The organism is Mesorhizobium sp. ISC11 (assembly GCF_037162595.1).
Classification (GTDB): Bacteria; Pseudomonadota; Alphaproteobacteria; order Rhizobiales; family Rhizobiaceae; genus Mesorhizobium; species Mesorhizobium ciceri.
In genome coordinates this window covers 2251128-2273670 of sequence record NZ_JAVSPW010000001.1, presented here as the reverse complement: position 1 = coordinate 2273670, position 22543 = coordinate 2251128, and the positions used below count along the sequence as shown (strand labels likewise).

19 protein-coding genes and 2 tRNA genes are annotated in these 22543 nt (G+C 63.5%); 9 read left to right on the top strand and 12 right to left on the bottom strand.

Translation table 11 applies throughout. From position 1 onward, the window contains the following. Positions 1-17: 17 nt before the first annotated feature. Both RPF88_RS11410 and rbsK read left to right on the top strand, forming a co-directional pair. Complete coding sequence (locus RPF88_RS11410) at positions 18-470, top strand: RbsD/FucU family protein (protein ID WP_064995418.1); 453 nt, start codon at positions 18-20, stop codon at positions 468-470. Between the two features lie 4 nt (positions 471-474). Then, a complete protein-coding gene (rbsK, locus tag RPF88_RS11405) occupies positions 475-1404 on the top strand; it encodes a ribokinase (protein ID WP_337122433.1) in 930 nt (309 codons plus the stop codon). Positions 1405-1533: 129 nt separating this feature from the next. On the opposite strand, the gene RPF88_RS11400 is transcribed toward rbsK, so the two are convergent. Beyond that, positions 1534-1610, bottom strand: a tRNA-Asp gene (locus RPF88_RS11400). A 216-nt stretch (positions 1611-1826) separates the two neighbouring features. Between RPF88_RS11400 and RPF88_RS11395 the strand changes: the two genes are divergently transcribed. After that, positions 1827-1902 (top strand) — tRNA-Val (locus RPF88_RS11395). A 1-nt stretch (position 1903) separates the two neighbouring features. On the opposite strand, the gene RPF88_RS11390 is transcribed toward RPF88_RS11395, so the two are convergent. The 6 genes from RPF88_RS11390 to RPF88_RS11365 form a co-directional block, all read right to left on the bottom strand. Further along, positions 1904-2557, bottom strand: a complete 654-nt coding sequence (locus tag RPF88_RS11390) for a GNAT family N-acetyltransferase (protein ID WP_027162390.1) — start codon at positions 2555-2557, stop codon at positions 1904-1906. Further along, the gene (locus RPF88_RS11385) at positions 2554-3324 is read right to left on the bottom strand and encodes an SDR family NAD(P)-dependent oxidoreductase (protein WP_337122432.1); all 771 of its coding nucleotides are present in this window, start codon (positions 3322-3324) and stop codon (positions 2554-2556) included. Before RPF88_RS11385 ends, RPF88_RS11390 begins: the two co-directional genes overlap by 4 nt. 13 nt (positions 3325-3337) lie before the next feature. Next, a complete protein-coding gene (locus RPF88_RS11380) occupies positions 3338-4333 on the bottom strand; it encodes an ABC transporter permease (RefSeq protein ID WP_013532177.1) in 996 nt (331 codons plus the stop codon). A gap of 146 nt (positions 4334-4479) precedes the next feature. Further along, on the bottom strand, positions 4480-5520 hold the full coding sequence (locus RPF88_RS11375; protein ID WP_013532176.1) for a sugar ABC transporter substrate-binding protein: 1041 nt from the start codon (positions 5518-5520) through the stop codon (positions 4480-4482). A gap of 39 nt (positions 5521-5559) precedes the next feature. After that, on the bottom strand, positions 5560-6324 hold the full coding sequence (locus RPF88_RS11370; protein ID WP_013532175.1) for an ATP-binding cassette domain-containing protein: 765 nt from the start codon (positions 6322-6324) through the stop codon (positions 5560-5562). Beyond that, positions 6321-7487, bottom strand: a complete 1167-nt coding sequence (locus tag RPF88_RS11365) for an ROK family transcriptional regulator (protein ID WP_275954669.1) — start codon at positions 7485-7487, stop codon at positions 6321-6323. Before RPF88_RS11365 ends, RPF88_RS11370 begins: the two co-directional genes overlap by 4 nt. 222 nt (positions 7488-7709) lie before the next feature. On the opposite strand from RPF88_RS11365, the gene RPF88_RS11360 reads away from it, so the two are divergent. Together RPF88_RS11360 and RPF88_RS11355 are read left to right on the top strand one after the other, a co-directional pair. Further along, positions 7710-8888 carry a M24 family metallopeptidase gene (locus RPF88_RS11360; protein WP_024504582.1) on the top strand — a complete coding sequence of 393 codons (1179 nt, stop codon included), beginning with the start codon at positions 7710-7712 and terminating at the stop codon, positions 8886-8888. Beyond that, positions 8875-10104 (top strand): M20 metallopeptidase family protein, encoded by a 1230-nt coding sequence (locus RPF88_RS11355; RefSeq protein ID WP_337122431.1) that lies wholly within the window; start codon positions 8875-8877, stop codon positions 10102-10104. The genes RPF88_RS11360 and RPF88_RS11355 overlap by 14 nt, the downstream gene beginning before the upstream one ends. A 49-nt stretch (positions 10105-10153) precedes the next feature. On the opposite strand, the gene RPF88_RS11350 is transcribed toward RPF88_RS11355, so the two are convergent. Then, on the bottom strand, positions 10154-11458 hold the full coding sequence (locus RPF88_RS11350) for a M23 family metallopeptidase (protein ID WP_063167800.1): 1305 nt from the start codon (positions 11456-11458) through the stop codon (positions 10154-10156). A 150-nt stretch (positions 11459-11608) separates the two neighbouring features. Then, positions 11609-12076, bottom strand: a complete 468-nt coding sequence (locus tag RPF88_RS11345) for a peroxiredoxin (RefSeq protein WP_023810305.1) — start codon at positions 12074-12076, stop codon at positions 11609-11611. Between the two features lie 95 nt (positions 12077-12171). Here RPF88_RS11345 and RPF88_RS11340 point away from each other — a divergent pair, with 95 nt between their 5' ends. Then, on the top strand, positions 12172-15546 hold the full coding sequence (locus RPF88_RS11340; RefSeq protein ID WP_337122430.1) for a hypothetical protein: 3375 nt from the start codon (positions 12172-12174) through the stop codon (positions 15544-15546). Positions 15547-15552: 6 nt separating this feature from the next. On the opposite strand, the gene tyrS is transcribed toward RPF88_RS11340, so the two are convergent. After that, positions 15553-16806: a tyrosine--tRNA ligase gene (gene tyrS / locus RPF88_RS11335; protein WP_063171954.1), complete on the bottom strand. Its 1254-nt coding sequence runs from the start codon at positions 16804-16806 to the stop codon at positions 15553-15555. 346 nt (positions 16807-17152) lie between these two features. Between tyrS and RPF88_RS11330 the strand changes: the two genes are divergently transcribed. Together RPF88_RS11330 and RPF88_RS11325 are read left to right on the top strand one after the other, a co-directional pair. Further along, positions 17153-18796 (top strand): ArnT family glycosyltransferase, encoded by a 1644-nt coding sequence (locus tag RPF88_RS11330; RefSeq protein WP_337122429.1) that lies wholly within the window; start codon positions 17153-17155, stop codon positions 18794-18796. Between the two features lie 45 nt (positions 18797-18841). Beyond that, positions 18842-19672, top strand: coding sequence for a phosphatase PAP2 family protein (locus RPF88_RS11325; protein ID WP_337122428.1), 831 nt, complete (start codon positions 18842-18844; stop codon positions 19670-19672). A gap of 11 nt (positions 19673-19683) precedes the next feature. Here the strand turns inward: RPF88_RS11325 and RPF88_RS11320 are convergent, their stop codons facing one another. Both RPF88_RS11320 and RPF88_RS11315 read right to left on the bottom strand, forming a co-directional pair. Continuing rightward, positions 19684-20334: an FMN-binding negative transcriptional regulator gene (locus tag RPF88_RS11320; protein WP_064995411.1), complete on the bottom strand. Its 651-nt coding sequence runs from the start codon at positions 20332-20334 to the stop codon at positions 19684-19686. A 21-nt stretch (positions 20335-20355) separates the two neighbouring features. Next, positions 20356-21030 (bottom strand): alpha/beta hydrolase, encoded by a 675-nt coding sequence (locus RPF88_RS11315; RefSeq protein WP_013532163.1) that lies wholly within the window; start codon positions 21028-21030, stop codon positions 20356-20358. Between the two features lie 236 nt (positions 21031-21266). On the opposite strand from RPF88_RS11315, the gene RPF88_RS11310 reads away from it, so the two are divergent. Further along, a complete protein-coding gene (locus RPF88_RS11310) occupies positions 21267-22430 on the top strand; it encodes a cysteine desulfurase family protein (protein WP_337122427.1) in 1164 nt (387 codons plus the stop codon). The last annotated feature ends 113 nt before the right edge of the window (positions 22431-22543 follow it).

Genomic DNA, 22543 nt, shown 5'->3' with positions numbered 1-22543 from the left:
AACGCACGAGGAATACCATGCTCAAAGGCATCAACCCGCTGCTCAATGCCGACGTGCTGCAGGCATTGCGGGCAATGGGGCATGGCGATGATCTGATCATCGCCGACACCAATTTTCCGTCCGATTCGGTGGCGCGCCAGACGGCGCTCGGCCGCGTGCTGCGCATCGATGCCTCGGCCGCGCAAGTGGTCAAGGCGGTGCTGTCGCTCTACCCGCTCGACACGTTCGTCGACGATTCGGCCGCGCGCATGGAAATCGTCGGCAAGCCGGACGAGATTCCTGAAGTGCAGAAGGAAGTGCAGAAGGAAGTCGATAAGGCCGAGGGCAAGTCGTGGCCGATGATCGCGGTCGAGCGCTACGCCTTCTACGAGCGCGCCAAACAAGCCTATTGTGTCATCCAGACCGGCGAACGCCGCTTCTATGGCTGCTTCGCCTTCCGCAAGGGCGTCGTGCCGCCGGATGCGGAGTAGCGGCATGGCTTCGGGCAAGCCGGTCGTCATATTGGGTGTGTTCGTCGCCGACACCGCCTACAGGGCGCAGCGGCAGCCGCGCATGGGCGAAACGATCCTCGGCACATCCTTCACGCTGGGACCCGGCGGCAAGGGCTCGAACCAGGCGGTGGCCGCCGGCAAGCTCGGCGCCGACGTCACCTTCCTCACCCGCCTCGGCGTCGATCCCTTCGCCGACATGGCCAGGCAGACCTGGGCGCAGGCGGGCGTCAAGGATGCCGTCATCGATACGCCGGAAAGCTACACCGGCGCGGCCTACATCTTCGTCGAGGAGACGACCGGCAACAACGCCATCATCGTCAGCCCCGGTGCTGCCATGCTGATCTCTCCAGCCGATATCGAAGCCAATGCCGCATTGATCAGCAATGCCGGCGTCTTTGTCACGCAGCTCGAACAGCCGATCGAAGCAGCTATGCGCGCGCTGGAGATCGCGCGTGGGGCAGGGGTGACGACGATCCTCAACCCAGCCCCTGCGGCAAAACTTCCCGACCGCATCTACACGCTCTGCGACTACTTCACACCCAACGAGACCGAGACGGAGGAACTGACCGGGATGAAGGTGTCCTCGGTCGACGAGGCGCGAGCCGCTGCGGACAGGCTGCTCGAAAAGGGCGTCGGCACGGTCATCGTCACGCTCGGCGACAAGGGTGCGCTTTTGCACTCGAAAAATCGCTCCGACCATGTTCCAGCCGTCAGCGCCGGCCCGGTGGTCGAAACCACGGGGGCAGGCGATGCTTTCAATGGCGGGCTTGCGGCAGCACTTTCGAGGGGCGTGGAACCGCTGCAGGCGGTGCGCTTCGCTTGCGCCGTCGCCGGAATCTCGGTGACCCGGCCAGGGACTGCGCCATCCATGCCGACGCTGCAGGAGGTCGAGGCGCTGCTGGCGAGAGGATGATCTTGCGCGGCAAGACGTCTGCACGAGCCGAACGGACCTGAGTGACCTCAGGTCTCTTGCAAGACAACATTTTTGACAATCAATGTCGACATTTCTCCAAAGCCAAGGGCTTGATACCCTTGAGAGAAATGGCGCGAGTGACGGGGCTCGAACCCGCGACCTCCGGCGTGACAGGCCGGCACTCTAACCAACTGAGCTACACCCGCGCATGGCGAACACGTGTCAGCCGTGTTCGTCGTTGGGGCGCTGGATAAGGGGTTCGCCACCGGGTGTCAAGCGCACCAAACCATCATAACAGCAAACAGGAGAAGGTTTTTTGACAGCCGGCGTTTTGTTGGCAGAACCGGCATCCAACCAGGGCGTCCTGCGCTCATTTGGCCTTGCGAAGCGGACCCTGACCGCTTAAAGGTCCGGCCCGGAGCGGGCGATTAGCTCAGTTGGTAGAGCGCTTCGTTTACACCGAAGATGTCGGCGGTTCGAGCCCGTCATCGCCCACCATTCATATAACTCCCGGTGCGGTTGTCAGCCGTTTGGCGACATAGATGCTGTGGTCCGGCAATCCCGGCTCCCGCAACACCGCGAACCCGATGGCCCTGTAGAAGCGCAGCGCGTTGTGATTGTCCGGCATCACTTCGAGGCAAAGCCCGCGTGAACCGAGCGCGGCGAGCCTTTGCTCGAGAAAAGCCATCGCCCGCCGGCCGATGCCTTTGCCACGCGCTTGCGACAAAAGGTCGATATGACCGTGCGAAGGGTAGGCAGCCAGGGCCGGCGGAATGGTGAAGTCGCGATGATGGATCTGGTGGCGAGCCCAGTCGCTGCCGCTCCAGCGCGTGCGGTCGGGTCCGGGATCGGTCACCTGCGCGCGAAGGCGCGGATACCACCTTGCTGCCAGGCCTGCATTGAAAGCCTTTGTGTCTTTTGCACCCAGCAGATAGCCCGCGGCGCCCGTTGGCCCATCGACGATGAAAGCGAGGTCGGGCTCCAGCACCTGGTAGGGGATGGTGTAGATCTGGCCCAACAGATCCGGAGCGTCTTCGCGACCGGTTGCATCCTGGCCGGCATCACCGGTCTTGAGGCAGATCATGGCAAGTGCTGGATGGTCGGCCTCGGTCGCCTGGCGCAGGAAGAAGCCATCGCCGAAATCGATGATCATGGCGGAACGAGCCGGAAATCGCTGCCTTCGGGCAGCAACTGCCCACCATCGACGACGATGGTCGTGCCGGTGATGTAACTGGCATCGTCCGAGGCGAGGAACAGGAAGGCATTGGCGACGTCGCGCGGGCTGCCGAGGCGGCCAAGCGGGATGGAATCCTCCATGTTCTTGATGAACGCCTCGCCGCGATGCAGCTCGATCGCTTCGGTCAGGATGTTGCCGGGCTCGACGCCGTTGACGGTGATGCCGTAGCCGGAGAATTCCAGTGCCGCGGCGCGGATGAAGCCGTTGATGCCGGCCTTGCTGGCCGAATAGTGGCCATGGCCCGGGCTGGTGACATGCGGACCGGTGATGGAGGAGGTGTAGAGCATGCGGCCGAAGCGTTGCGCCTTCATCGGCACCAGGGCCGCGCGGCTGGCATTGAAGGTGCCGCGCAGATTGACCGCCATGACGCGGTCCCAGTCGTCGGCGCTGGTGTTCTCGATCAGCTGCCAGGGATAGATGCCGGCATTCTGCACGATGATGTCGAGACGGCCATGCTGCTTCAGCGCCAGCGCCACGGCGGCCTCGGCGTCGCTCATTTGCGAGATGTCGATGCGGATGAAGGGGACGCCCAACTCGCCAGCGGTCGCTTGCCCGGCTTCGACTTCGGTGTCGGCGAGCACCAGCCGCGCTCCCTCTTCGGCAAAGCGGAGCGCAATGCCCTTGCCGATGCCGCGGGCGGCGCCGACGATGAGCGCCACCTTGTCTTTTAGCCGTCCTGTCATGCGAGCCGTCCTGTCATGCGAGTCTTTGGCGAATGGTTTGCTTGAAGGCGTCGAGCAGCACCGCGGCCAGCACCAGCAGGCCATGAATCACCTGGGTGAAATTGGCCGGCAGGCCCATCAAATTGATCGCCGTGTTGATGGCCGAGAGCAAAAGCACGCCGGCATAGACGCCGGGGAGGGTGCCGACGCCGCCTTTGAGGCTGACGCCGCCGATGACGACCGCGGCGAAGGCGTTGAACAGCAAGCCGACGCCGAGATTGGCGGTGGCGCCCGACGTGCGGATCGCCAGCAGCCAGCCAGCGAGGCCGGCGATGGCGCCGGCGAGCACGAAGGCGATGATGAGATTGCGGTTCACCCGGATGCCGGCGCGGAAGGTCGCCGTCTCGTTGCCGCCGATCATCACCAGATGCCGGCCGAACGGCGTCTTGGCCATGATCAGCGAAAAGACCACGAAACAGCCAACCGCGATCCAGGCGGTGAGCGGCAGGCCGACAAGGCGCTGGATGCCGAACCAGCGGATGGCCGGCGCCAGGTCCTGCGCCGAGCGGCCGCCCGACACGACCAACACGAGGCCGCGCACCCAGATGTAGGACGCCAGCGTGATGATGAAGGCGCTCATCTTCACCTTGACCACCAGATAGCCGTTGAAGGCGCCGATGAGACCCCCGACTGCCAGCGCCAGCAGCAGCGAAACCGGAACCATCAGCCACTCGGGATGCAGCTGCACGCCCATGCCGATGCCCGACGAGCAAAACAGGATGCCGACCGCCATGGCGCTGAGCGCTGCGACGGATTCGACCGACAGATCCATGTGACCGGCGATGATCACCAGCGCCAGGCCGATCGACATGACGCCGAGCACGCTCGAAGCCTCGATGATGTTGGCGAAGATGCCGAGCTGAAAGTAGTTCGGGACGAAGATGGAGAAGACCACCAGCACGAACAGCAGCATGAACCAGACGAGGTTGTCGAGTACGAACTCCAGGGCTTTGCGTGTGCGCGGGTTCATGGGCTGATCCGGTTGGCGCCCCCGCGAAATCAACTCGATTTCGTCGGGTTCAGGCGCGGATTCAAATTCGCCACGGCATCCTTTCGGACGCGGCGTTGTGAAAAGGCAGGCTCCGGGCCGCTACGGCCCGGAGCGCTTTCAGATGACTATTCGACCGACTTGACGGTGTCCGTCGGCGGCTTCTGGTTGCCCCAGAAGGCCGGATTATCGACGTTTTCCTTGGTGATCGCGGCACCGGGGATCTTGATGTTCGGACCCCAGGCTTCCTTGGTCACGGTCGATTTCAGGCCGAGCACGTCGTATTCGCCGGGCTTGATTTCCTGCTTCTTGACGATCTTGTCCATGAACATGGCGACAGCCGCGGCCTGCGCGTAAAGCGGCTGCTCGATTTCGGCGTTGAGCCAGCCCTTGCGGATCAGGTCGAGGCCGACCGGAGCGCCGTTCGAGCTCATCAGCATGACGTCGCCCGGCTTCTTGCCGGCCGCCTCGAGCGAGGCGACGGCGGCGACCGATAGGTGCGCGGCATGGCTGAAGATCAGGTCGATGTCGGGGTTGGCCAGCATCTGGTCGGCAACGATTGTGCCGGCATTGCTGGCTTCCCATTGCATGGCCGGAAGCGAGATGATCTTGACGTCCGGAAATGCCTTCATCTTCTCCTCAAAACCCTTCTGGATGTCGAGCGTGTAGGGATCGCCGGGGTCGCCGAGCACCTGCAGAACCTTGCCCTTCACCGAGCCGTTCTTGGCTTTCAGCAGCTTCTCGGCCTGATCCGCGGCGACGTAGCCGATCTCGACCGTTCCGGCGACAGAGGTGAAGTCGGACGGGGTCGAGGTGATCTGGCGGTCGAACTCGACCACCGGGATGCCGGCGGCGCGCGCGGCTTCGATGGACGGTTTCAGCGCATTGAAGTCGACTGCAGCCAGGATGATGGCCGCCGGCTTCAGCGCGATGACGTCGTTCATCTGCGATTGCTGGGCGTCGGTCTTGTTGTCGGCGTTCAGCGTCTTCATCTCGTAGCCGGTCTGCTTCAGGAACAGTTCCAGCGCGCTCACCGAGCCGGTCTGGAACTCGTCCAGCAGGGTCGGCACCATATAGTAGACGATACCCTTGGACTGGGCGAATGCCGGCGTGAGCGTGGCAAAGGCCAGTGCAAGGATACCGAAGACAGCAAGAAGTATTCGCTTCATGTCGTTCGCTCCTCTTAAGCCGGACCCCTCTTTTGTCCCTCAGCCTGTCGGTCCGGCACCGGCAAGCGTCTCACCGGTGATCATGTTGATCACCGCGTCGGGACTTGTTTTATTGCGTGCGACATCGCCGGCCACGACGCCCTGGCGGATCACCACGATCCGGTCGGCGACCTGAAAAGCCTGCTGCATGATATGGGTGATGATGACGACGCCGATGCCCTGGTTGGCCACCTGGCGGATCATGTCGAGACCGCGCCGCGTCTGTTCGACACCGAGGGCGGCGAATGGTTCGTCGAGCAGCACCAGCTTGCCGCCCCAGTGCACGAAGCGGTTGAGTTCGATGGCTTGCCGCTGGCCGCCCGAAAGATGCTCGACATTGGCGCGCAGCGAGGGAATGCGGGTGCCGGCATTGGCCAGCGCCTTTCCGACGACGGCTTCCATGGCGCGCTCGTCGAGCACGGGAATGCCGAGAAACTTGCGGGTGATCTCGCGGCCCATGAAGAAATTGGCGACCACGTCGACATTGGTGCACAGCGAGAGATCCTGGTAGACGGTCTCGATGCCGGCCGCCTTGGCCTCGGCCGGTGATTTGGCGAGGAATTCCTTGCCCTCGAACAGCATGCGGCCCGATGTCGGCTCCAGTCCGCCTGATATGATCTTCACCAGTGTCGATTTGCCGGCGCCGTTGTCGCCCAGCAGCGCCACGACCTCGCCCTTGCCGATCGAGAAGCTGATCCCCTTGAGCGCTTCGATCGCGCCATAGTTCTTGGTGACGTTGTCGAGCACCAGCAGGGGTTCACTCATGCCGCAATCTCCCTGCCTTTGAGAAGGTCGCGCTCGCGTTCGCGTTCGGCCGCGAACATCTGCCCGAAGCGAGGTGACAGAACCCCGGAAACCGCCAGGGCGGCGGCGCCCCGCAGCACGGAATGCTGTCCGCCGCGCGCGACCACGACCCTGGGCGTCGTGCGGTCCTTGCGGGCCGAGACGGAGTTGTGCAGGCCTGCGGCCGAACCAGCCAGCATTTCGAGCAGGTCGGTGGATGCCAGCCCGCCGAGGATGACCGTCTCCGGGTCGAACAGGTTCTCGATGACGGCGACGGCGTTGTGAAAGATCGGTGCGACTTCGGCCACCCATTCGGCCTCGCTGCCGTTCCAGCGCCGGAGCGCCTCGAGCGACAAATATCTTTCGAGGCAGCCGCTGTTGCCGCAAGGGCAGGCTTCGCCGCCGGGAATGACGGGAATGTGTCCGATCTCGCCGGCATTTCCCCAGGCGCCGCGCAAGGCGCTGCCGTCATGAACCATGACGCCGCCAAGGCCGACGCCGAAATAGAGATAGTAGTATTCGGAAAACTGGGCGCCGAGGCCATAGAGGCGCTCGCCCATGGCGGCCGCGGCCATATCGGTTTCAAAGAAGGCCGGCAATCCGGTGGAGGCCGCCAGCCGTTCGCGCAGCGCCACATCCTTCCAGCCGGTCATGGTGGTCGGCCCCACGAAACTCATGGACTCCACGTCGAAGGGGCCGGGCAGGGCCATGCCGACGCCCAGCACCCGTCCGCCAGCCCGCAGTCTGGTCAATTCCACCACCATCGCCCCGATCAACTCGAAGGCGCGGTCCGGCGTCGCGTTCGGCGCTTCGCGGTAGATGCTCTCGATCACGTCGCCGCTCAGATTGATTAAGGCGGCGCTGATACCAAGCGGAGTGATGTGGATACCCACGGCATAGCCGCCCTCGGGGTTGATCCGGAGCGTCGCCGGCGGCAGGCCGCGCCCCCTCGGCTCTTCGCGCAGCGACAGGATGTAGTCCTGATCTTCCAGTTCGCGAACGATGGTCGATACCGTCTGGACGGTGAGGCCGACGCGCCGGGCGATCTCGCCGCGCGCGATCGGCCCGTGCAGGCGGATGGACTCAAGCACGATGCGCCGGTTGTATGGCCGCCCGAACTCCTGATTGGTCCCCCGCAGTGCCATGCCTTGCGCCCCTTAGGAGAGGATAGCTTGGCACCGCTTATTTATTCAGTCAAATGGAATTCAAAAATAAATGATAGTGAAACACAAATCTTGGGAAGGCCGGGTATGGACGTACCCGGTTCAGGACCTGCCCACATGCCGCCCTGGCCGATTGCCGCCATGGCGAAACCTCTTCAATGGTGAGCGAACCCGCGACCGTTGATGACAAAGCATGGAGCAAAGATGATCGAATTGCCGTTTGCCCGCGACGAGTACCGACAGCGGCTTCGCAAGATCCGCACCGAGATGGCCAAGCGCGGTCTCGAGCTTCTTGTCGTCAACGACGTTGCCAACCAGCATTACATCACCGGTTATGACGGCTGGTCGTTCTACACGCCGCAAATGGTGCTGGTTCCAATCGAGGAGGTCGAGCCGGTCTGGATCGGGCGCGCCATGGATGCGGCCGGCGGTCTTCTGACAGCCTGGATGAAACCGGAAAACGTGGTCGGCTTTCCGGAAGACCATGTCCAGCGAGGCGATCGCCATCCCATGGACTGGATTGCGAACTGGATTGTCGCCAAGAGCTGGGGGAGTCGCCGTATCGGCATCGAACTCGAAGCCTATTATTTCTCCCCCAAGGCGCACGCCCGGCTTGTCGCCGGACTTCCCAATGCAAAATGGCACGATGCCGACCTGCTGGTGAACTGGATCCGGGCGGTCAAATCGGCGCCGGAGATCGCCTATTTGCGCAAGGCATCGACGCTCGCCGAAGCTGCCGTCACGCGAGCCTTCGAGGTGATCGCGCCGGGCGTTCGCGAATGCGACGCCATCGCCGCCATCCAGGCGGCGCAGATCGCGGGCAGCCCGGATTTTGCCGGCGACATCACAGCGCTTCCGCCGACAATCCTCGGTGGCGAGAATGCCTCGGCGCCGCACATCATGTGGAGCGACAGGCGGTTCGGAGAAAACGAGACGATTGCGCTGGAACTTGCCGGCGTTTGCCGCCGCTATGCCGCCGGCCTCGCCAGGACCATGCAGCTTGGCAAGACGCCGACAAATGTCTCGGATACCGCCAAAGCGGTGATCGAGGGCATGGACGCGGTGCTCAACGCGGTCAGGCCGGGAACGACTGCCGAAGCGGTCGAAGCTGCCTGGCGCAAGGTCATCCAGCGTTATGGACTGAAGAAGGAATCGCGCATCGGCTACTCCATCGGCGTCGCCTATCCGCCGGATTGGGGCGAACACACGATCAGCCTCAGGCCGGGCGACAAGACGGTGCTTGAACCGGGCAACGTCGTTCATTCCATCCTTGGCATGTGGATGGACGGCTGGGGCATCGAGGTCAGCGAGACCATCCTGGTCACCGAAACCGGCCACGAGACCCTGACGAAGTTCCCGCGAGAGATCCATGTCAAATCCTGAGGGTTCGGCCATGGCGGGTGGTGTTGCGAAAACCGTGACGACCGATATCGACGCCGGAATTCTCGACCGGATGATCGAGGTCCGTCGCCATCTGCACCGCAATCCCGAGCTTTCGAACCAGGAGGCCGGCACGCAGCGTTACCTCAGGCAGATGCTGGTGGATCAGGGAATCGGCGACATTCGCGACGTCGCCGGCTTTGGCCTTGCCGTCGATATTGTCGGCGCCGGCAGGCCGTCAAATCGAAAGATCGCCATTCGCGCCGACATCGATGCCTTGCCGATCGAGGAGGAGTCCGGTGTCGATTATGCATCGACGAATCCAGGCGTGATGCATGCCTGCGGTCACGACGCCCATGCATCGATGGCTTTCGCGGTGGCCGCGCATCTTCACCAGTCGCGGGACAGTTTTGGCGGTACCGTTCGCCTGATCTTCCAGCCGGCGGAGGAGGACGAACCGTCGGGCGGCAAGCGGGTGGTGGAAGAGGGGCTTCTCGACGACATCGACGCCGCCATCTGCGTCCACGTCGATCCGTACACACCGAGCGGCAAGATCGCCGTCGGCTCCGGTCCCTACACTCTGGCCTGTGACACGTTCGATGTGGCCGTCATCGGCTCGGCCGCGCACGCGGCAAAACCGCATGAAGGTGTCGATGCGTTGGCCGTGGCTTGCTCCCTGGTGAGCGAATTGCAGAAGATCGTTTCGCGCGAGATCGACCCGTACGATCCGCTGGTGATTTCCGTGACGGCCATCAATGGCGGCAACGCCTACAATGTCACAGCCGGCAGGGTCACGTTGAAAGGCACCATCCGCAGCGGCAGCGATGCAACCCGCGAGCGGGCCTGGCACCGCGTTCGTACGATAGCCGAGGGTATGGCGACGAGCCACGGCGCGCGTGTCGAGGTCGACATCCACAAGGGCGAACCCGGCGTCGTCAACGATGTCGAGATGACAGAGCTGATTGCCGCCAGCGCCAAGGCCTGCATCGGTGCCGACAACGTCCTCAACACGCCCGGATGGACGATCGCGGACGACTTTGGCTACTACAGCGAGAAACGTCCTTCGGTCTATTTTCGGCTGGGAATCCGGAACGAGGAGATCGGATCGGTCTTTCCGCTCCATCACGCGCGGTTTCGTGTCGACGAGGCCGCGTTGAAGGTCGGCGCGACCACCCTGGTTGCGGCAGCGACGGCGTTTCTGTCTACGGGAGCGCCTTAGTCAGCCATCATGATGGTCATCGGCGCATGGGGCAGGAGCCTGGGATCGCTTACAGATACTGGGCGACCTTCTTGCCGACCGTGAGGAAGCGCAAGGGATCGATCGCTTCGCCATTGTGGCGGACTTCGTAGTGCAGATGCGGGCCGGTCGAGCGGCCGCTGCTGCCGGTCTTGCCGATGACGGCGCCGGCGTCCAGTTTCTCGCCGACGGTCACGTCGATCTCGCTGAGATGCCCGTAACGTGTCGCAAAACCATTGCCATGGTCGACTTCAACCATGCGGCCATAGCCGCCGTTCCAGCCGGCCTTGGTGACGGTGCCGGGCGCCGTGACTTTTGCGGCCATGCCGATCGGCGCCCTGAAATCCATGCCGGAATGCAGTGCCGCGGTGCCGAGGATCGGGTCGGTGCGCACGCCGAACGGGCTGGTGACGGAGTGGCCCGGCGCGGGGTTGGTCAGCGGCAGCTGGCGCGCTTCTTTCTTGAGATGGTCGAGCGCGTCAAGCGCTTCGTCCAATTCCTTGACCTTGCTGTCGAACATCATCGAACTGTCGAGCGGGATCAGCGGTCCGCCGACGTCGCTGTCGCCCTTGCCGAAGTCGCTGTCGACGGGCAGTCCGGCCGCCTCGAGCGCCTGGGTGATGGCATCGGCGCTCTTATAGGCATTGTCGGCAAGCGTGCTGATGCGGGTCAGTTGATCGCTCTCGATGGATTTCAACGACTGGTTGATCGAGACGAAGAGCTTGTCGGCACGATCGGCGGCTGAATCATTGGGCAGCGGATCGGAGCGGGTTGACCACAGCGAGAACGGCCTTGTGTCGCCGGCGCCGAGATCGGCGCTCAGGCTGGCGACCGCATAATTCCGCGCGGGCTCCTTGATGCTGCCGGTCACTTCGGCGCGTTTGTCCGGCTTCGCAGCCGCTGCCGGATCTTCGGCCGGCGCTGCGCCGACTTCGCTCTCGGCGCGTTCGAGCAGCGGACCAAGGCGGCCATGACGCTGGCTCAGCTGGCTCTGGCGTTCAAGCAGTTCGCTGACCTTGGTTTCCATCAGCTGCTGGTCGAGCAACTGCCGGCTGGTGATGCGGTCGACCTGGGCGCGAAGCGCCGAAATGCGATCTTCATAGGCTTGCTGCATGCGCGCCTGACGCGCCGTTGTGGCGCCGATCAAATCGTCGCGCAGCACGAGATAGGAGGTGGCCATGAGGTAGCCGACGGCAATGGCGGCCAGCGCCGAGCCGATAAAGGCCGCCAGCCACGGTCGGATCGTAAAATGCCTGATCTCGTTGCCCCGGGCGATGATGACCGTATGGGGCTCCTTACGCTTGCCGAAGACTGCGGACTGACCGGTTGCGTTCACGGGACCAAGCTTTCGTTTACGACACCACGACAGCTTGATTACACATTATTAGGGTTAACAAAGGCTTGCAGCGATAGCTTGCTCACAGCGATTGCCCGCCAGGCGTGCGTAAGGTTGCAAGGGAACCTGGGCCAACCTCGCCGGCAAACCTCAAAGCGCTCGAACGGCCTCGAGCACCTCTTCGGCATGGCCCTTGACGCGGACCTTGCGCCAAATCCTGGCGATCCGCCCGTCGCGGCCGATCAGGAACGTCGCGCGCTCGACGCCCATATACTTGCGGCCATACATCGATTTCTCGACCCACAGATGGTAGGCCTCGATCACCTTGCGCTCCTCGTCGGCGGCGAGGTCGATGGTGAGATTGTATTTCGACTTGAACTTGTCGTGCTTCTTGACGGGGTCGGGCGACAGGCCGATCACCACGGCGCCGGCCTTCTCGAACTCCGGCTTCAACTGCGAGAAGCTGATCGCCTCCTGCGTGCAGCTTGTTGTGTCGTCCTGAGGATAGAAATAGAGCACGATGGGCTTGCCGGACGATGCGGCAAGGCTGACCGATCCGCCGCCGTCCCGCGGCAGGTCAAATTGCGGCGCAAGATCGCCTACGTCGAGGTCAGCCATACCGATGCCCTTGTTTGAGGTTACGCGCGAAGCCACACCGATATAGTGTCGGACGGGGATTCGTCCACGATCGAGTTCGTACAACGGAAAATTGCGTGGATCAGGAGCGACCGCAGCACGAGAAGATCCGGTTCAGGCGTGATGAGATCACCGACCTGGGGACCTTTCCGTCCGCCTGCCGTGTGCCGCCGCTTGGTCAGGCGTCGATCGGACGCGGTTTTCGCATCCTGTCGCGACTGTTCGCCGGTCTGGTCGCTTTCGTGCTGCTGGCCGCCGTGCTCGTTTATCTGGTTGGCGCCTCCGGCATCGGAGCCGACCGGCTTCGCGCCGAGGCGGAAACGGCGCTTGAGAAACTGGCGGGCGTCGATGTCAATGTCGCGGTCGGGCCTGCCCGCATCACGCTCGACGGTTCGAGTTTCATCGCGCTTCAGGTCAGCGACGTCAGCTTGAAGACATCAGACGGCAAGCCGATGGCCGATGCCGGCCGGGTGCGCTTCGGCGTGCGTCTGTTCCCGCTGCTGTGGGGAGATGTGCGGCTGACCAGCGCCAGGATCTCGGATGCCCGCATCGTCGTGGCGGCGATGCCGTCAGGCGGCGACTGGACCGCCGGCCTGCGCAATGCGGACGGCCTCATCGATCCGGAGAAGCTGTCCGCCGCGGTGTTCGGAAACATCAACCACGCACTCGATGCCGTACGGGAGGATTCGCTGCGTCGCATCGATCTTCGCAATGTCGAATTCGTGCTGCCCGAAACCGGAGCGATCAAGCTCGTCAAGATCACCGACGCCACCGTCGTGCAGTCGGGACCGGGCGGCATGCAGTTTTCCTCGAAGGCAGACATCGACGGCAGGACGCTTACGGTTGCCGCTACCGCCACCCGTGATATCGCGGCGCACCGGGTCACGGCGCTGGATGCGAGCGTCGATCTGGCCGACACCGGCGCGGCCGCTGCCGGCAAGTTGGGACCCGTCGCGTTGAAGCTGACGGGATCGGAAGGGTTCGGCGTGAACGCATCGCGGCTGACGGCCGCTTTGTCATCGACGGGCTCTGTCCTCGATCTCGGCACGCGAGGATTGCTGGCGGCGGACGTCGATATCAATGCGACGCTGGTTGCTGGCAGCAACAAGGTCCAGGTCGACAGATTGCTGCTGAAGACCGGCCGCTCGACATTCGATTTCGCCGGTTCGATCGGGCCGAAGCCGGCAAGCGGAGCGGTGGGTGAAGAGCCCTCCTATCGCTACGACCTGACCAGCGACGGATCGTCGCTTGCGCCTTCGGAGTCGCCCGAGCCGGCGCTCACCTTCCTCGCCCGGATCGCCGGTGTCTACAACACGGTGAGCCACAAACTGGTCGCAGAGCAGATCGCGCTTCGGTCCGCCGGCTCCGGCGAGGTGCTTGGCACCGCCGCCGTGGCGTTCGTCGACGGCAAAGTGCCGGGGATCAATCTGGCGTTCAACATCCACGACATGCAGGTCTCTCACGTCAAGCAGCTATGGCCGTGGTTTTCGGCGCGCAATGCCCGGCTCTGGGTGCTGGCCAATCTGTTCGGCGGCCGTGTCGTCGACGCCAACCTTCAGTTCCAGGTGGTGCCGGGCCGGCTCGGCAACGGCGTGCCGCTTTCGGCCGATGAGGTGTTCGGCCGCTTCCAGATCGAGGGATCGCGATTCGACACCGCCGGCCGGATCCCGCCGATACGCGACGCGGTCGGCGTCGTCGGTTTCCACGGCAACGATGTCGATATCTCGCTGTCCTCGGGCACCGTCTACATGCCCAGCGGCCGCACCGTGGCGGCCAGCAACGGCACGCTGACGGTCAAGGCGGCGAACCGCCCGCCGGTCGTCGGCGCGCTCGACATCGATGTCGACGGCGACGCATCCGCCGTTGCCGAACTCGCATCCTACGAGCCGATCAACGCCATGCGCCATGTCGGCATTCTGCCGGAGGACCTGTCGGGCAGCGTCACCGGTCACGTCAAGGCGGATATTCCGCTGCAGTCCGGCGTCGACTCCTCGAAGCTCGATTGGCTGGTGTCGCTCGACTACACCGGCATGTCCCTGGCCAAGCCCTTCGAAGGACAGGTCGTTACAGATGCCGACGGTTCGATCACGGTCGACCCCGAGAAGGCGGTGATCGCCGCCAAGGCGTTGCTGAACGGCATTCCGGCCGAACTCGATCTGATCGAGCCGCTCAGGGATGAGGGGCCGGCGCGCAGCCGCAAGGTGGCCCTGGTGCTCGACGACAAGATCCGCGCCGCCGCCATGCCCGGCCTGAAGCCGCTGCTTGCCGGAACGGTGAAGGTGGCGATCGACAAGAACGGCAGCGGCGACCAGAACGTCTCGGCCGATCTGACCAACGCCAGGCTGGACATTCCCTGGGCGGGCTGGAGCAAGGGGGCGGGGGTGCCCGCCAACGTCACCTTCGTCATGACCAAGTCCGGCGACACCACGACGCTGTCCGATTTCAATCTCGACGGAAAGACGTTCTCCGTCGACGGCAGCATCGTGCTGGTCAATGGCGCCTTGTCGTCGGCGCGGTTCAGCAAGGTCACCTTGAACAGAGGCGACGACGTTGCCGTGTCGGTGAAGCGGTCCGGCAAGGGCTATGCGGTCGACATATCGGGCAATGCGCTCGATGCCCGCTCGCTCATCAAGCAGTTCACCTCCGACGTCGACACGGCTACCAAAACCACCGGTTCCGACGCCATTTCCGTCAGCGCCGATGTCGACCGGCTGACCGGTTTCCACGACGAGCAATTGTCCAATCTGAAGCTCGATTACAGCGCGGCCGGCTCGCGGGTGAACGGGCTGAAGGTCAGCGCCACGGCCAGTTCAGGTGCGGCCATATCGATCAGCAACACGACCGGCGCCGGCCGGCGCACGCTCAACATGCAGTCCGCGGACGCCGGCGCCATCCTGAGGTTCCTCAACATCTACGAACATATGGAAGGCGGCGTGATCACGCTCGCACTGGCCGGGCCGAGCGACGGATCGCTCAAGGGCAAGGTCGACACCAGCAATTTTTTCGTCGTCAACGAACCGAAACTCGCCTCCATCGTCTCGACCACGCCGGCCGGCGACAACCGCAGCCTCAATCAGGCGGTCAAGGGCAAGCTGGACACGTCACGGGTGAAGTTCGAACGCGGCTACGCCGAGATCGACAAGGGCAGCGGCTATCTGAAACTGGCCAATGGCGTGCTGCGCGGACCGCGCATCGGCACCACGTTCCAGGGGACGCTCTACGACCAGAACAACAACATGGACATGACCGGCACGTTCATGCCGGTCTATGGCCTCAATCGCATCTTCGGCGAATTGCCCATCGTTGGCGCGCTGCTCGGCAATGGCCGCGACCGTGGCCTGATCGGCGTCACCTACCGGCTCAAGGGCAACGCCAACAAGCCGTTGCTGGACATCAATCCGCTGTCGGTGATCGCGCCCGGAATATTCAGGTCGATTTTTGAGTATCGGTGACCGAGTTCAAATCGGCCGTATCAGAATGTGTTTTTTCTTTCCCAAGGAAAGCTTTACGACGTTTTCCGGACTCAAATCCTGAGGGGTCACCAGCCGGCGCTCGTCGCTCACCGGCTCGTCGTTCAGGCGCACGGCGCCGCCCTGCACATGCCGCCGCGCTTCGCCGTTCGACGCCGCCAGTCCGGCGGTGACCAGCAGCGACAGGATGCCGACGCCGGTTTCGAGCGCTGTCCTGTCGACCTCGACGGTCGGCAGCGACTCCGCGAGCGCGCCTTCCTCGAACGTCTTGCGCGCCGTATCGCTGGCTTGCTCGGCGGCCGCGCGGCCGTGCAGCAGGGCGGTGATCTCGGTGGCGAGGATCTTCTTGGCCTCATTGATCTCGGATCCGCCGAGCCGCTCGAGCCGCGCCACCTCGTCCAGCGGCAGCGTCGTGTAGAGCTTCAGGAAGCGGGCGACGTCGGCATCCTCGGTGTTGCGCCAGTACTGCCAGAATTCGTAGGGGCTCAGCATCTCCGCGTCGAGCCAGACCGCGCCCGAAGCCGACTTGCCCATCTTGGCGCCCGACGAGGTGGTGAGCAGCGGCGTGGTCAGTGCATAGAGCTGCGCGTCCTCCATGCGGCGGCCGAGATCGATGCCGTTGATGATGTTGCCCCACTGGTCGGAGCCGCCCATCTGCAGGCGGCAGCCGAGACGCTTGTAGAGCTCGACGAAATCATAGGCCTGCAGGATCATGTAGTTGAATTCGAGGAACGACAGCGACTGCTCGCGATCGAGCCGCAGCTTGACGGAATCGAAGGCCAGCATGCGGTTGACCGAAAAGTGACGACCGACATCGCGCAGGAAATTGACGTAGTTGATCTCCATCAGCCAATCGGCGTTGTTGACCATGATGGCGTCGTTGGGACCGCTGCCGAATTTGAGGTAGGGCATGAAGTTGCGGCGGATGCCGGCAAGATTGTCTTCGATGTCCTGCGGGGTCAAAAGCTTGCGCGCCTCATCCTTGAACGACGGGTCGCCGATCATCGACGTGCCGCCGCCCATCAGCGCGATCGGCCGATGACCGGTCTGCTGCAGCCAGTGCAGCATCATGATCTGGATCAGCGAGCCGGCGTGCAGGCTCTTGGCGGTCGCGTCGAAGCCGATATAGGCGGTCACAGTCTCCTTGGCGAAGATATTGTCGAGACCGGCATCATCCGAAGTCTGGTGGATGAAACCGCGCTCGCTCATCGTGCGCAGGAAATCCGATTTGAAGGCAGGCATTTTTTCTATTCCCGAAAGCGTCCGGCCGCTGTGGCTCAGGCGTGCATGAACGCGGGCGTTTAGCATCCAAGCGCGATCAGCAAAAGTGGTTTCCGGTTTTGCGACTGATCGCGCGCCGGACAAAGGTCCAGCGATCAGCAAAAGTGGTTTCCGGTTTTGCGCTTGATCGCGCGCCAGACAAAGGTCCAGCATCAGCAAAAGTGCTTTCCGGTTCTGCAGCCCGCGCGGAGGGCGTTTGCGAATCCTTGCTTCGTCGTTTGGGCTGGCGTATTGAGGCGCCGCGCAGGGCAGGGCCTGAGGCGCCGCGACGGGGCCATCCCGCAGATCAGATCCGGAAAGCTCCGCGATGAACAGGAACTATCTTTTTCTCTTTCTGTTCAGCATGCTGATGACGTTCAGCGGACTGGCGAGCCTTCCACCCATCGACCGCGACGAATCCCGTTTTGTCCAGGCCACCAAGCAGATGGTCGAAACCTCCGACTATGTCGACATCCGTTTTCAGGATGCCTCGCGCTACAAGAAGCCGATCGGCATCTACTGGCTGCAATCGGCGGCCGTGGCGCTGAGCGGCGAGGGGGCGGCGGCGCCGATCTGGGTCTACCGCCTCGTCTCCATGCTTGGCATTGCCTTGGCCGTCGTAGGCATCGCCTGGACGGGCACCAAGCTGTTCGGGGCCAATGCCGGTCTCGCCGCCGGCCTGATGATGGCGGCGATCTTCGCCACCGCCTTCGAGGGCCGTGACGCCAAGACCGACGCCATGCTGCTGGCCTGCTGCGTGGCGGCGCAAGGCGCGCTCGCCCAGATCTATCTGGCAGCGCGCCGCAACGAACCGGTAGCCGCCCATCTGCCGTGGATTTTCTGGGCCGCTCAAGGCCTTGGAATTCTTATCAAGGGGCCGGTGGCTCCGCTGTTGTCGTTGCTCACGGTCGCCGCCCTGTTTGCCTTCGAGCGCGACTGGCGCTGGCTCCTGAAGCTGAAGCTGGTGCGCGGTGTCGCTCTGGTGGTGCTCATCGTGTTGCCCTGGGTCGCCCTCATCACCTGGAAGAGCGGCGGCGCCTTTCTCAACGATGCCGTCGGCAAGGACATGATGGCCAAGGTGGCCTCGGGCGAGGAATCGCACGGCCTGCCGCCCGGTTTCTACATGCTGACCTATTCCTTGTTCATGTGGCCGTTCGGCCTGATCGCGGTCGGCGCCGGGCTGCAGGCCCTCAACCGTCTGCGCGACGATCCCCGGCTGCGTTTCTGCCTCGCCTGGTACATTCCGTTCTGGCTGGTGTTCGAGCTGATCCCGACCAAGCTGCCGCACTATGTCCTGCCGGCCTATCCCGGCATGGCGCTGCTGATCGGCTGGCTGCTGACATTGTCGCCGCAGGAGGCGAATGCGCCGCTCAGGCGCTGGCAGGACTGGTTGTGGTGGTCGACCGCATTCGGTCTTGCCGTGGTCAGCCTTGGCCTGGCGGCGGTCTGCGTCGGAGCGCCGATCTATCTCACCGGCTCCTTTTCCTGGTGGAGCATCCCGGCCGCCGCGGCGGCGCTGGCGGCAGGGTATTTCGCTTTTTCGCGACAGCTGCAAGTGCCGCTCTCCCGCATCGGCGCCATCGCGGTTTGCGCCGGCATCACCTATGGGCTGTTGTTCGGCGTCATCGCGCCTTCGCTGAAGCCGATCTGGCTGAGCCCGGCGATCGAGGCGGCAGTCCAGGCCAACAGGCCTTGCGACACCACGGTGCTCGCCTCAGCGGAATATCACGAGCCGAGCCTGGTGTTCCTGGTCGGCACCAAGACCGTCCTGACCGATGTCGATGGCGTCGCCAAGCATCTGCTCGGCGATCCGGCCTGCGCGCTGGCGCTGGCACAAATCGGCGACGAGCAGAAGCTGAATGGCCTGTTGGAGGCGCAAGGCAAGTCGGCGAGCCGCGTTGCCGAGGTCGACGGCCTGAACTATTCGTCGGGAGACAAACTGTCGCTCGGCCTCTATCGTGTAAGCCAGTGACGGCTCGCCGATGCCCATGACGGCAACAATGGGGTCGAATTTCCTATGCTGGTGAAATCACGCCCGCCCGTTTCGAGCCTGCTCCTTGGCATAGGGCGCCGGTCGCTCGACAACTTTCGCGATACGATGCAGATCGCCAAAAGCCGCCTTGCCACCCGGCCGGCCAGATACCCGAATATTTTGTGGTCGGTCTGGGTGCTGGTCTGGGTCTTGCTGACGGCGGCGGCGTTTGTTCGTCTCGACACTCCGGCCGGAATGCTTCACGGCAAGTGGTCGGCGGGATTTGCCCGAACTGCCGACTTTTTCACCCAGTTCGGCCTGGGAGGCTGGTATATCATTCCCTCAGTGCTTCTGCTTGTCGCCGCGAACCTGACGGATTGGCGAAGCCTGTCGCGGCGCTCGCTGATGCTCCTCTACAACTGGACCTGCCTGGCTTTTCTGGTGCTGTGCGCCACCGGCCTGTCGGGGATCGCCGTCAATGTGCTGAAATATGCCATTGGCCGGGCTCGCCCGCTCTATTACGAGGACTTTGGCGTGCTGACCCTGCACCCCTTCGCTTTCGATGCGCGCTTCGCCGGCTTTCCGTCCGGCCATGGTACGACAATGGGCGCGGTGTTCGGGGTCGCTTTGCTGTTGTTTCCGCGGCGCTGGTACATCGCCCTGGCGATCACCGCCTGCATCGCCTCGACCCGTATCTTCGTTGGCGCGCACTATCCCAGCGACACCGTCGCCGGCTTCGGCCTTGGCTGCGGTTTCGCGCTTGCCTGCGGGCTGATCTTTGCCCGGCTCGGCTTCATCTTCCGGCCGACGCCGTCGGGACTGCCGGTCCGCAAGAGAACGTTTCGGCTGATCGGACCGACAAGGAAGGCTGCCTGAGCATTCGAAGTTCAGTTGCCGTCCAGTCCGCCATAGGATCTGACCAGGTCGGCCATGCCGGGCGATTGGTGGTCTTCGCTTTCGAGCCCCTGTGCAACGCCGACGCGATCGGCGACCGGCCGGTTCTGGCTGACCTTCCACTTGCCGTGGATTTCGCTGATCTCGATTTCCAGCCCGATAATGCCCTTGATCTGCGACTGGATGAAGGGCTCCGGCGCATCGGTCACCGCCCAGGGCGCGGCGCGGGCGCCTTCCTGGGAGACGGTCAGATCGGCGATCTGCTGCGCCAGCCAGTCCTGATCATCCATCACCTTGACGGTGCCGCGAACCTGCACGATGGCATAATTCCAGGTCGGCACCACCTTGCCGGTCTCGCGCTTAGTCTCGTACCAGGACGGCGTCACATAGGCATCGCTGCTCTGGAAGACGATCAGTACGGGTGACGCCGGATTGTCGGCCAACAGGCGCCATTGCGGGTTGGCCCGCGCCAGATGGGCGCGCAGCCTGCCGTTCGGCCCGATTTCCGCGTCGAGCAGGAACGGGATGGCATTGGCGACCGGCCCATCGGGTCCGCTGGAAATCAACAGGCCCAGCGGATGCGTCCGGATCAGCCCGTGCAGGATTTCCGGCCGCGTTTCCCTGAAATGAGGAGGTTCGTACATCGCCGTCCCTGCTTTCTTTGCTTATCTCAGCCGCTTCGGCCGCGGATCCGACAATTCGCCGGCCAGCCGGCGGTCGAGATAGTCGGCGCATTCCTCGAGCAGCAGGTCGGCATCGTTGGAGAAGAAATGGTTGGCGCCGGGCAACGTCTTTTGGGTGATGGTGATGCCCTTCTGCGTGTGCAGCTTGTCGACCAGGCCCTGCACATCCTTCGGTGGCGCCACCTTGTCGGCATCGCCATGGATGATCAGGCCCGATGACGGGCAGGGCGCCAGGAACGAGAAATCATAGGTGTTGGGCTGCGGCGCGATCGAGATGAAACCTTCGATCTCCGGCCGGCGCATCAGGAGCTGCATGCCGATCCAGGAGCCGAAGGAGTAGCCGGCGACCCAGCAGCTCTTGGAATCCGGATGCAGCGACTGCACCCAATCCAGCGCCGCGGCGGCATCCGACAACTCGCCGGTGCCGTGGTCGAACTCGCCCTGGCTGCGGCCGATGCCGCGGAAATTGAAGCGCAGCGTGGTGAAATCCCGCTTCTGGAACATGTAGAAGAGGTCGTAGACGATCTTGTTGTTCATCGTGCCGCCGAATTGCGGATGCGGGTGCAGGACGATGGCAATCGGCGCGCTCTTTTCCTTGGAAGGCTGATAGCGACCCTCCAGGCGGCCGGCAGGACCGGTGAAAATGACCTCAGGCATAAAATACTCCACTTGGGTATACGAATGCGCGGTGCCTGGAACGTTTCCTCTGGCCTTGACGCAGGGCGAGCGTCTTCTTAGAAGCTAGTTTAGAATTGTTCAAAACTGAGTGGCAAGACATCGAGCCCGGCCACCCGCGCCGCAAGCCGCGTAAATAGGACGGCTCGCCTTGGAATTTCAAGGAAATAACGCCATACGACGGCGGAATGGCTTCTGACGGGACTTGACGGACGAAAATGGCCGCAAAACGCGCCTATCTCGACTACAATGCCAGTGCGCCGCTGCTTGCCGCGGCCCGCGAAGCTATGGTCGCGGCGCTCGATGTCGCCGCCAATCCGTCATCGGTTCACGCCGAGGGGCGGGCGGCCCGCCGTCTGATCGAGACCGCAAGGCGTGACGTGGCGGCGCTCGTCAACGCCAAGCCCGAGCACGTCGTGTTCACCTCCGGTGCCACGGAAGCAGCCTCGACACTGCTGTCACCCGACTGGCAGATGGGGCGCGGCACGGTGCGCATGAGCCGGCTTTACGTGTCGGAGGCCGATCATCCCTGCCTGTTGAACGGCGGACATTTCCCGGCAGTGCAGGTAAACCGGATCGGCGTCGACGCCAACGGTATCGCCGATCTCGACGCTTTGGCGGCAGCGCTCGGTGGTCATGACAAGAGCGAAGGCCTGCCGCTGGTTGCCATCCACGCCGCCAACAACGAGACCGGCGTCATCCAGCCGATCGATCGCATCGCCGGGATCGTCAAGGCGGCGGGCGGCATCCTCATGGTCGACGCCGTGCAGGCTGCCGGGCGTGTTTCGATCGATCTATCAGCGGGTTACGCCGATTATCTGATTCTGTCCTCGCACAAGATCGGTGGTCCCAAGGGCGTCGGCGCCATCGTCGCGGCTTCGGATCTGATGATGCCGAAGCCGTTGATCAATGGCGGCGGTCAGGAAAAGGGCCATCGCGGCGGGACTGAAAACCTCGCTGCCATTGCCGGTTTTGGCGCGGCCGCCCGCGAGGCCCTGGCCGGATTGCCGGCCATAGATGCGGTGCGCCGGCGCCGCGACGAGATCGAGGCCATCGTGAAAACGCTGGTGCCGGACGCGGAAATCTTCGGAACCGGTGCGCCAAGGCTTGCCAATACGGCATTCTTCGCTATTGCGGGCGTCAAAGCCGAAACCGCGCAGATCGCCTTCGACCTGGCCGGTGTAGCGCTGTCGGCCGGCTCTGCCTGTTCGTCGGGCAAGGTCGGACCGAGCCATGTGCTGAAAGCCATGGGATACGGTGACAGCCTTGGCGCCTTGCGCGTGTCGATCGGTCCGGCGACGGGCGCGGAAGACATCGAGTTGTTTCGCGTTGCGCTGACGGGAATCGCCGCGCGTCGGGCGGATAGAGAAAAAGCCGCGTGAGCGGTTGGGGCATCGGACCGAAAAGCGCGTAGCGGTTTTCGGGAAAATCCGATGCTTGACGAAAATGATTTGGGCCATTCGGCCTGGTAGAGCCGTGCGTTTCATGCTGGCCG

What these genes read in the sequence shown, in the direction of transcription:
- RPF88_RS11410 (WP_064995418.1), top strand. Translation starts at nt 18, where the DNA reads ATGCTCAAAGGCATCAACCCGCTGCTCAATGCCGACGTGCTGCAGGCA.
- rbsK (WP_337122433.1), top strand. Translation starts at nt 475, where the DNA reads ATGGCTTCGGGCAAGCCGGTCGTCATATTGGGTGTGTTCGTCGCCGAC.
- RPF88_RS11390 (WP_027162390.1), bottom strand. Translation starts at nt 2,557, where the DNA reads ATGATCATCGATTTCGGCGATGGCTTCTTCCTGCGCCAGGCGACCGAG.
- RPF88_RS11385 (WP_337122432.1), bottom strand. Translation starts at nt 3,324, where the DNA reads ATGACAGGACGGCTAAAAGACAAGGTGGCGCTCATCGTCGGCGCCGCC.
- RPF88_RS11380 (WP_013532177.1), bottom strand. Translation starts at nt 4,333, where the DNA reads ATGAACCCGCGCACACGCAAAGCCCTGGAGTTCGTACTCGACAACCTC.
- RPF88_RS11375 (WP_013532176.1), bottom strand. Translation starts at nt 5,520, where the DNA reads ATGAAGCGAATACTTCTTGCTGTCTTCGGTATCCTTGCACTGGCCTTT.
- RPF88_RS11370 (WP_013532175.1), bottom strand. Translation starts at nt 6,324, where the DNA reads ATGAGTGAACCCCTGCTGGTGCTCGACAACGTCACCAAGAACTATGGC.
- RPF88_RS11365 (WP_275954669.1), bottom strand. Translation starts at nt 7,487, where the DNA reads ATGGCACTGCGGGGGACCAATCAGGAGTTCGGGCGGCCATACAACCGG.
- RPF88_RS11360 (WP_024504582.1), top strand. Translation starts at nt 7,710, where the DNA reads ATGATCGAATTGCCGTTTGCCCGCGACGAGTACCGACAGCGGCTTCGC.
- RPF88_RS11355 (WP_337122431.1), top strand. Translation starts at nt 8,875, where the DNA reads ATGTCAAATCCTGAGGGTTCGGCCATGGCGGGTGGTGTTGCGAAAACC.
- RPF88_RS11345 (WP_023810305.1), bottom strand. Translation starts at nt 12,076, where the DNA reads ATGGCTGACCTCGACGTAGGCGATCTTGCGCCGCAATTTGACCTGCCG.
- tyrS (WP_063171954.1), bottom strand. Translation starts at nt 16,806, where the DNA reads ATGCCTGCCTTCAAATCGGATTTCCTGCGCACGATGAGCGAGCGCGGT.
- RPF88_RS11330 (WP_337122429.1), top strand. Translation starts at nt 17,153, where the DNA reads ATGAACAGGAACTATCTTTTTCTCTTTCTGTTCAGCATGCTGATGACG.
- RPF88_RS11325 (WP_337122428.1), top strand. Translation starts at nt 18,842, where the DNA reads ATGCTGGTGAAATCACGCCCGCCCGTTTCGAGCCTGCTCCTTGGCATA.
- RPF88_RS11320 (WP_064995411.1), bottom strand. Translation starts at nt 20,334, where the DNA reads ATGTACGAACCTCCTCATTTCAGGGAAACGCGGCCGGAAATCCTGCAC.
- RPF88_RS11315 (WP_013532163.1), bottom strand. Translation starts at nt 21,030, where the DNA reads ATGCCTGAGGTCATTTTCACCGGTCCTGCCGGCCGCCTGGAGGGTCGC.
- RPF88_RS11310 (WP_337122427.1), top strand. Translation starts at nt 21,267, where the DNA reads ATGGCCGCAAAACGCGCCTATCTCGACTACAATGCCAGTGCGCCGCTG.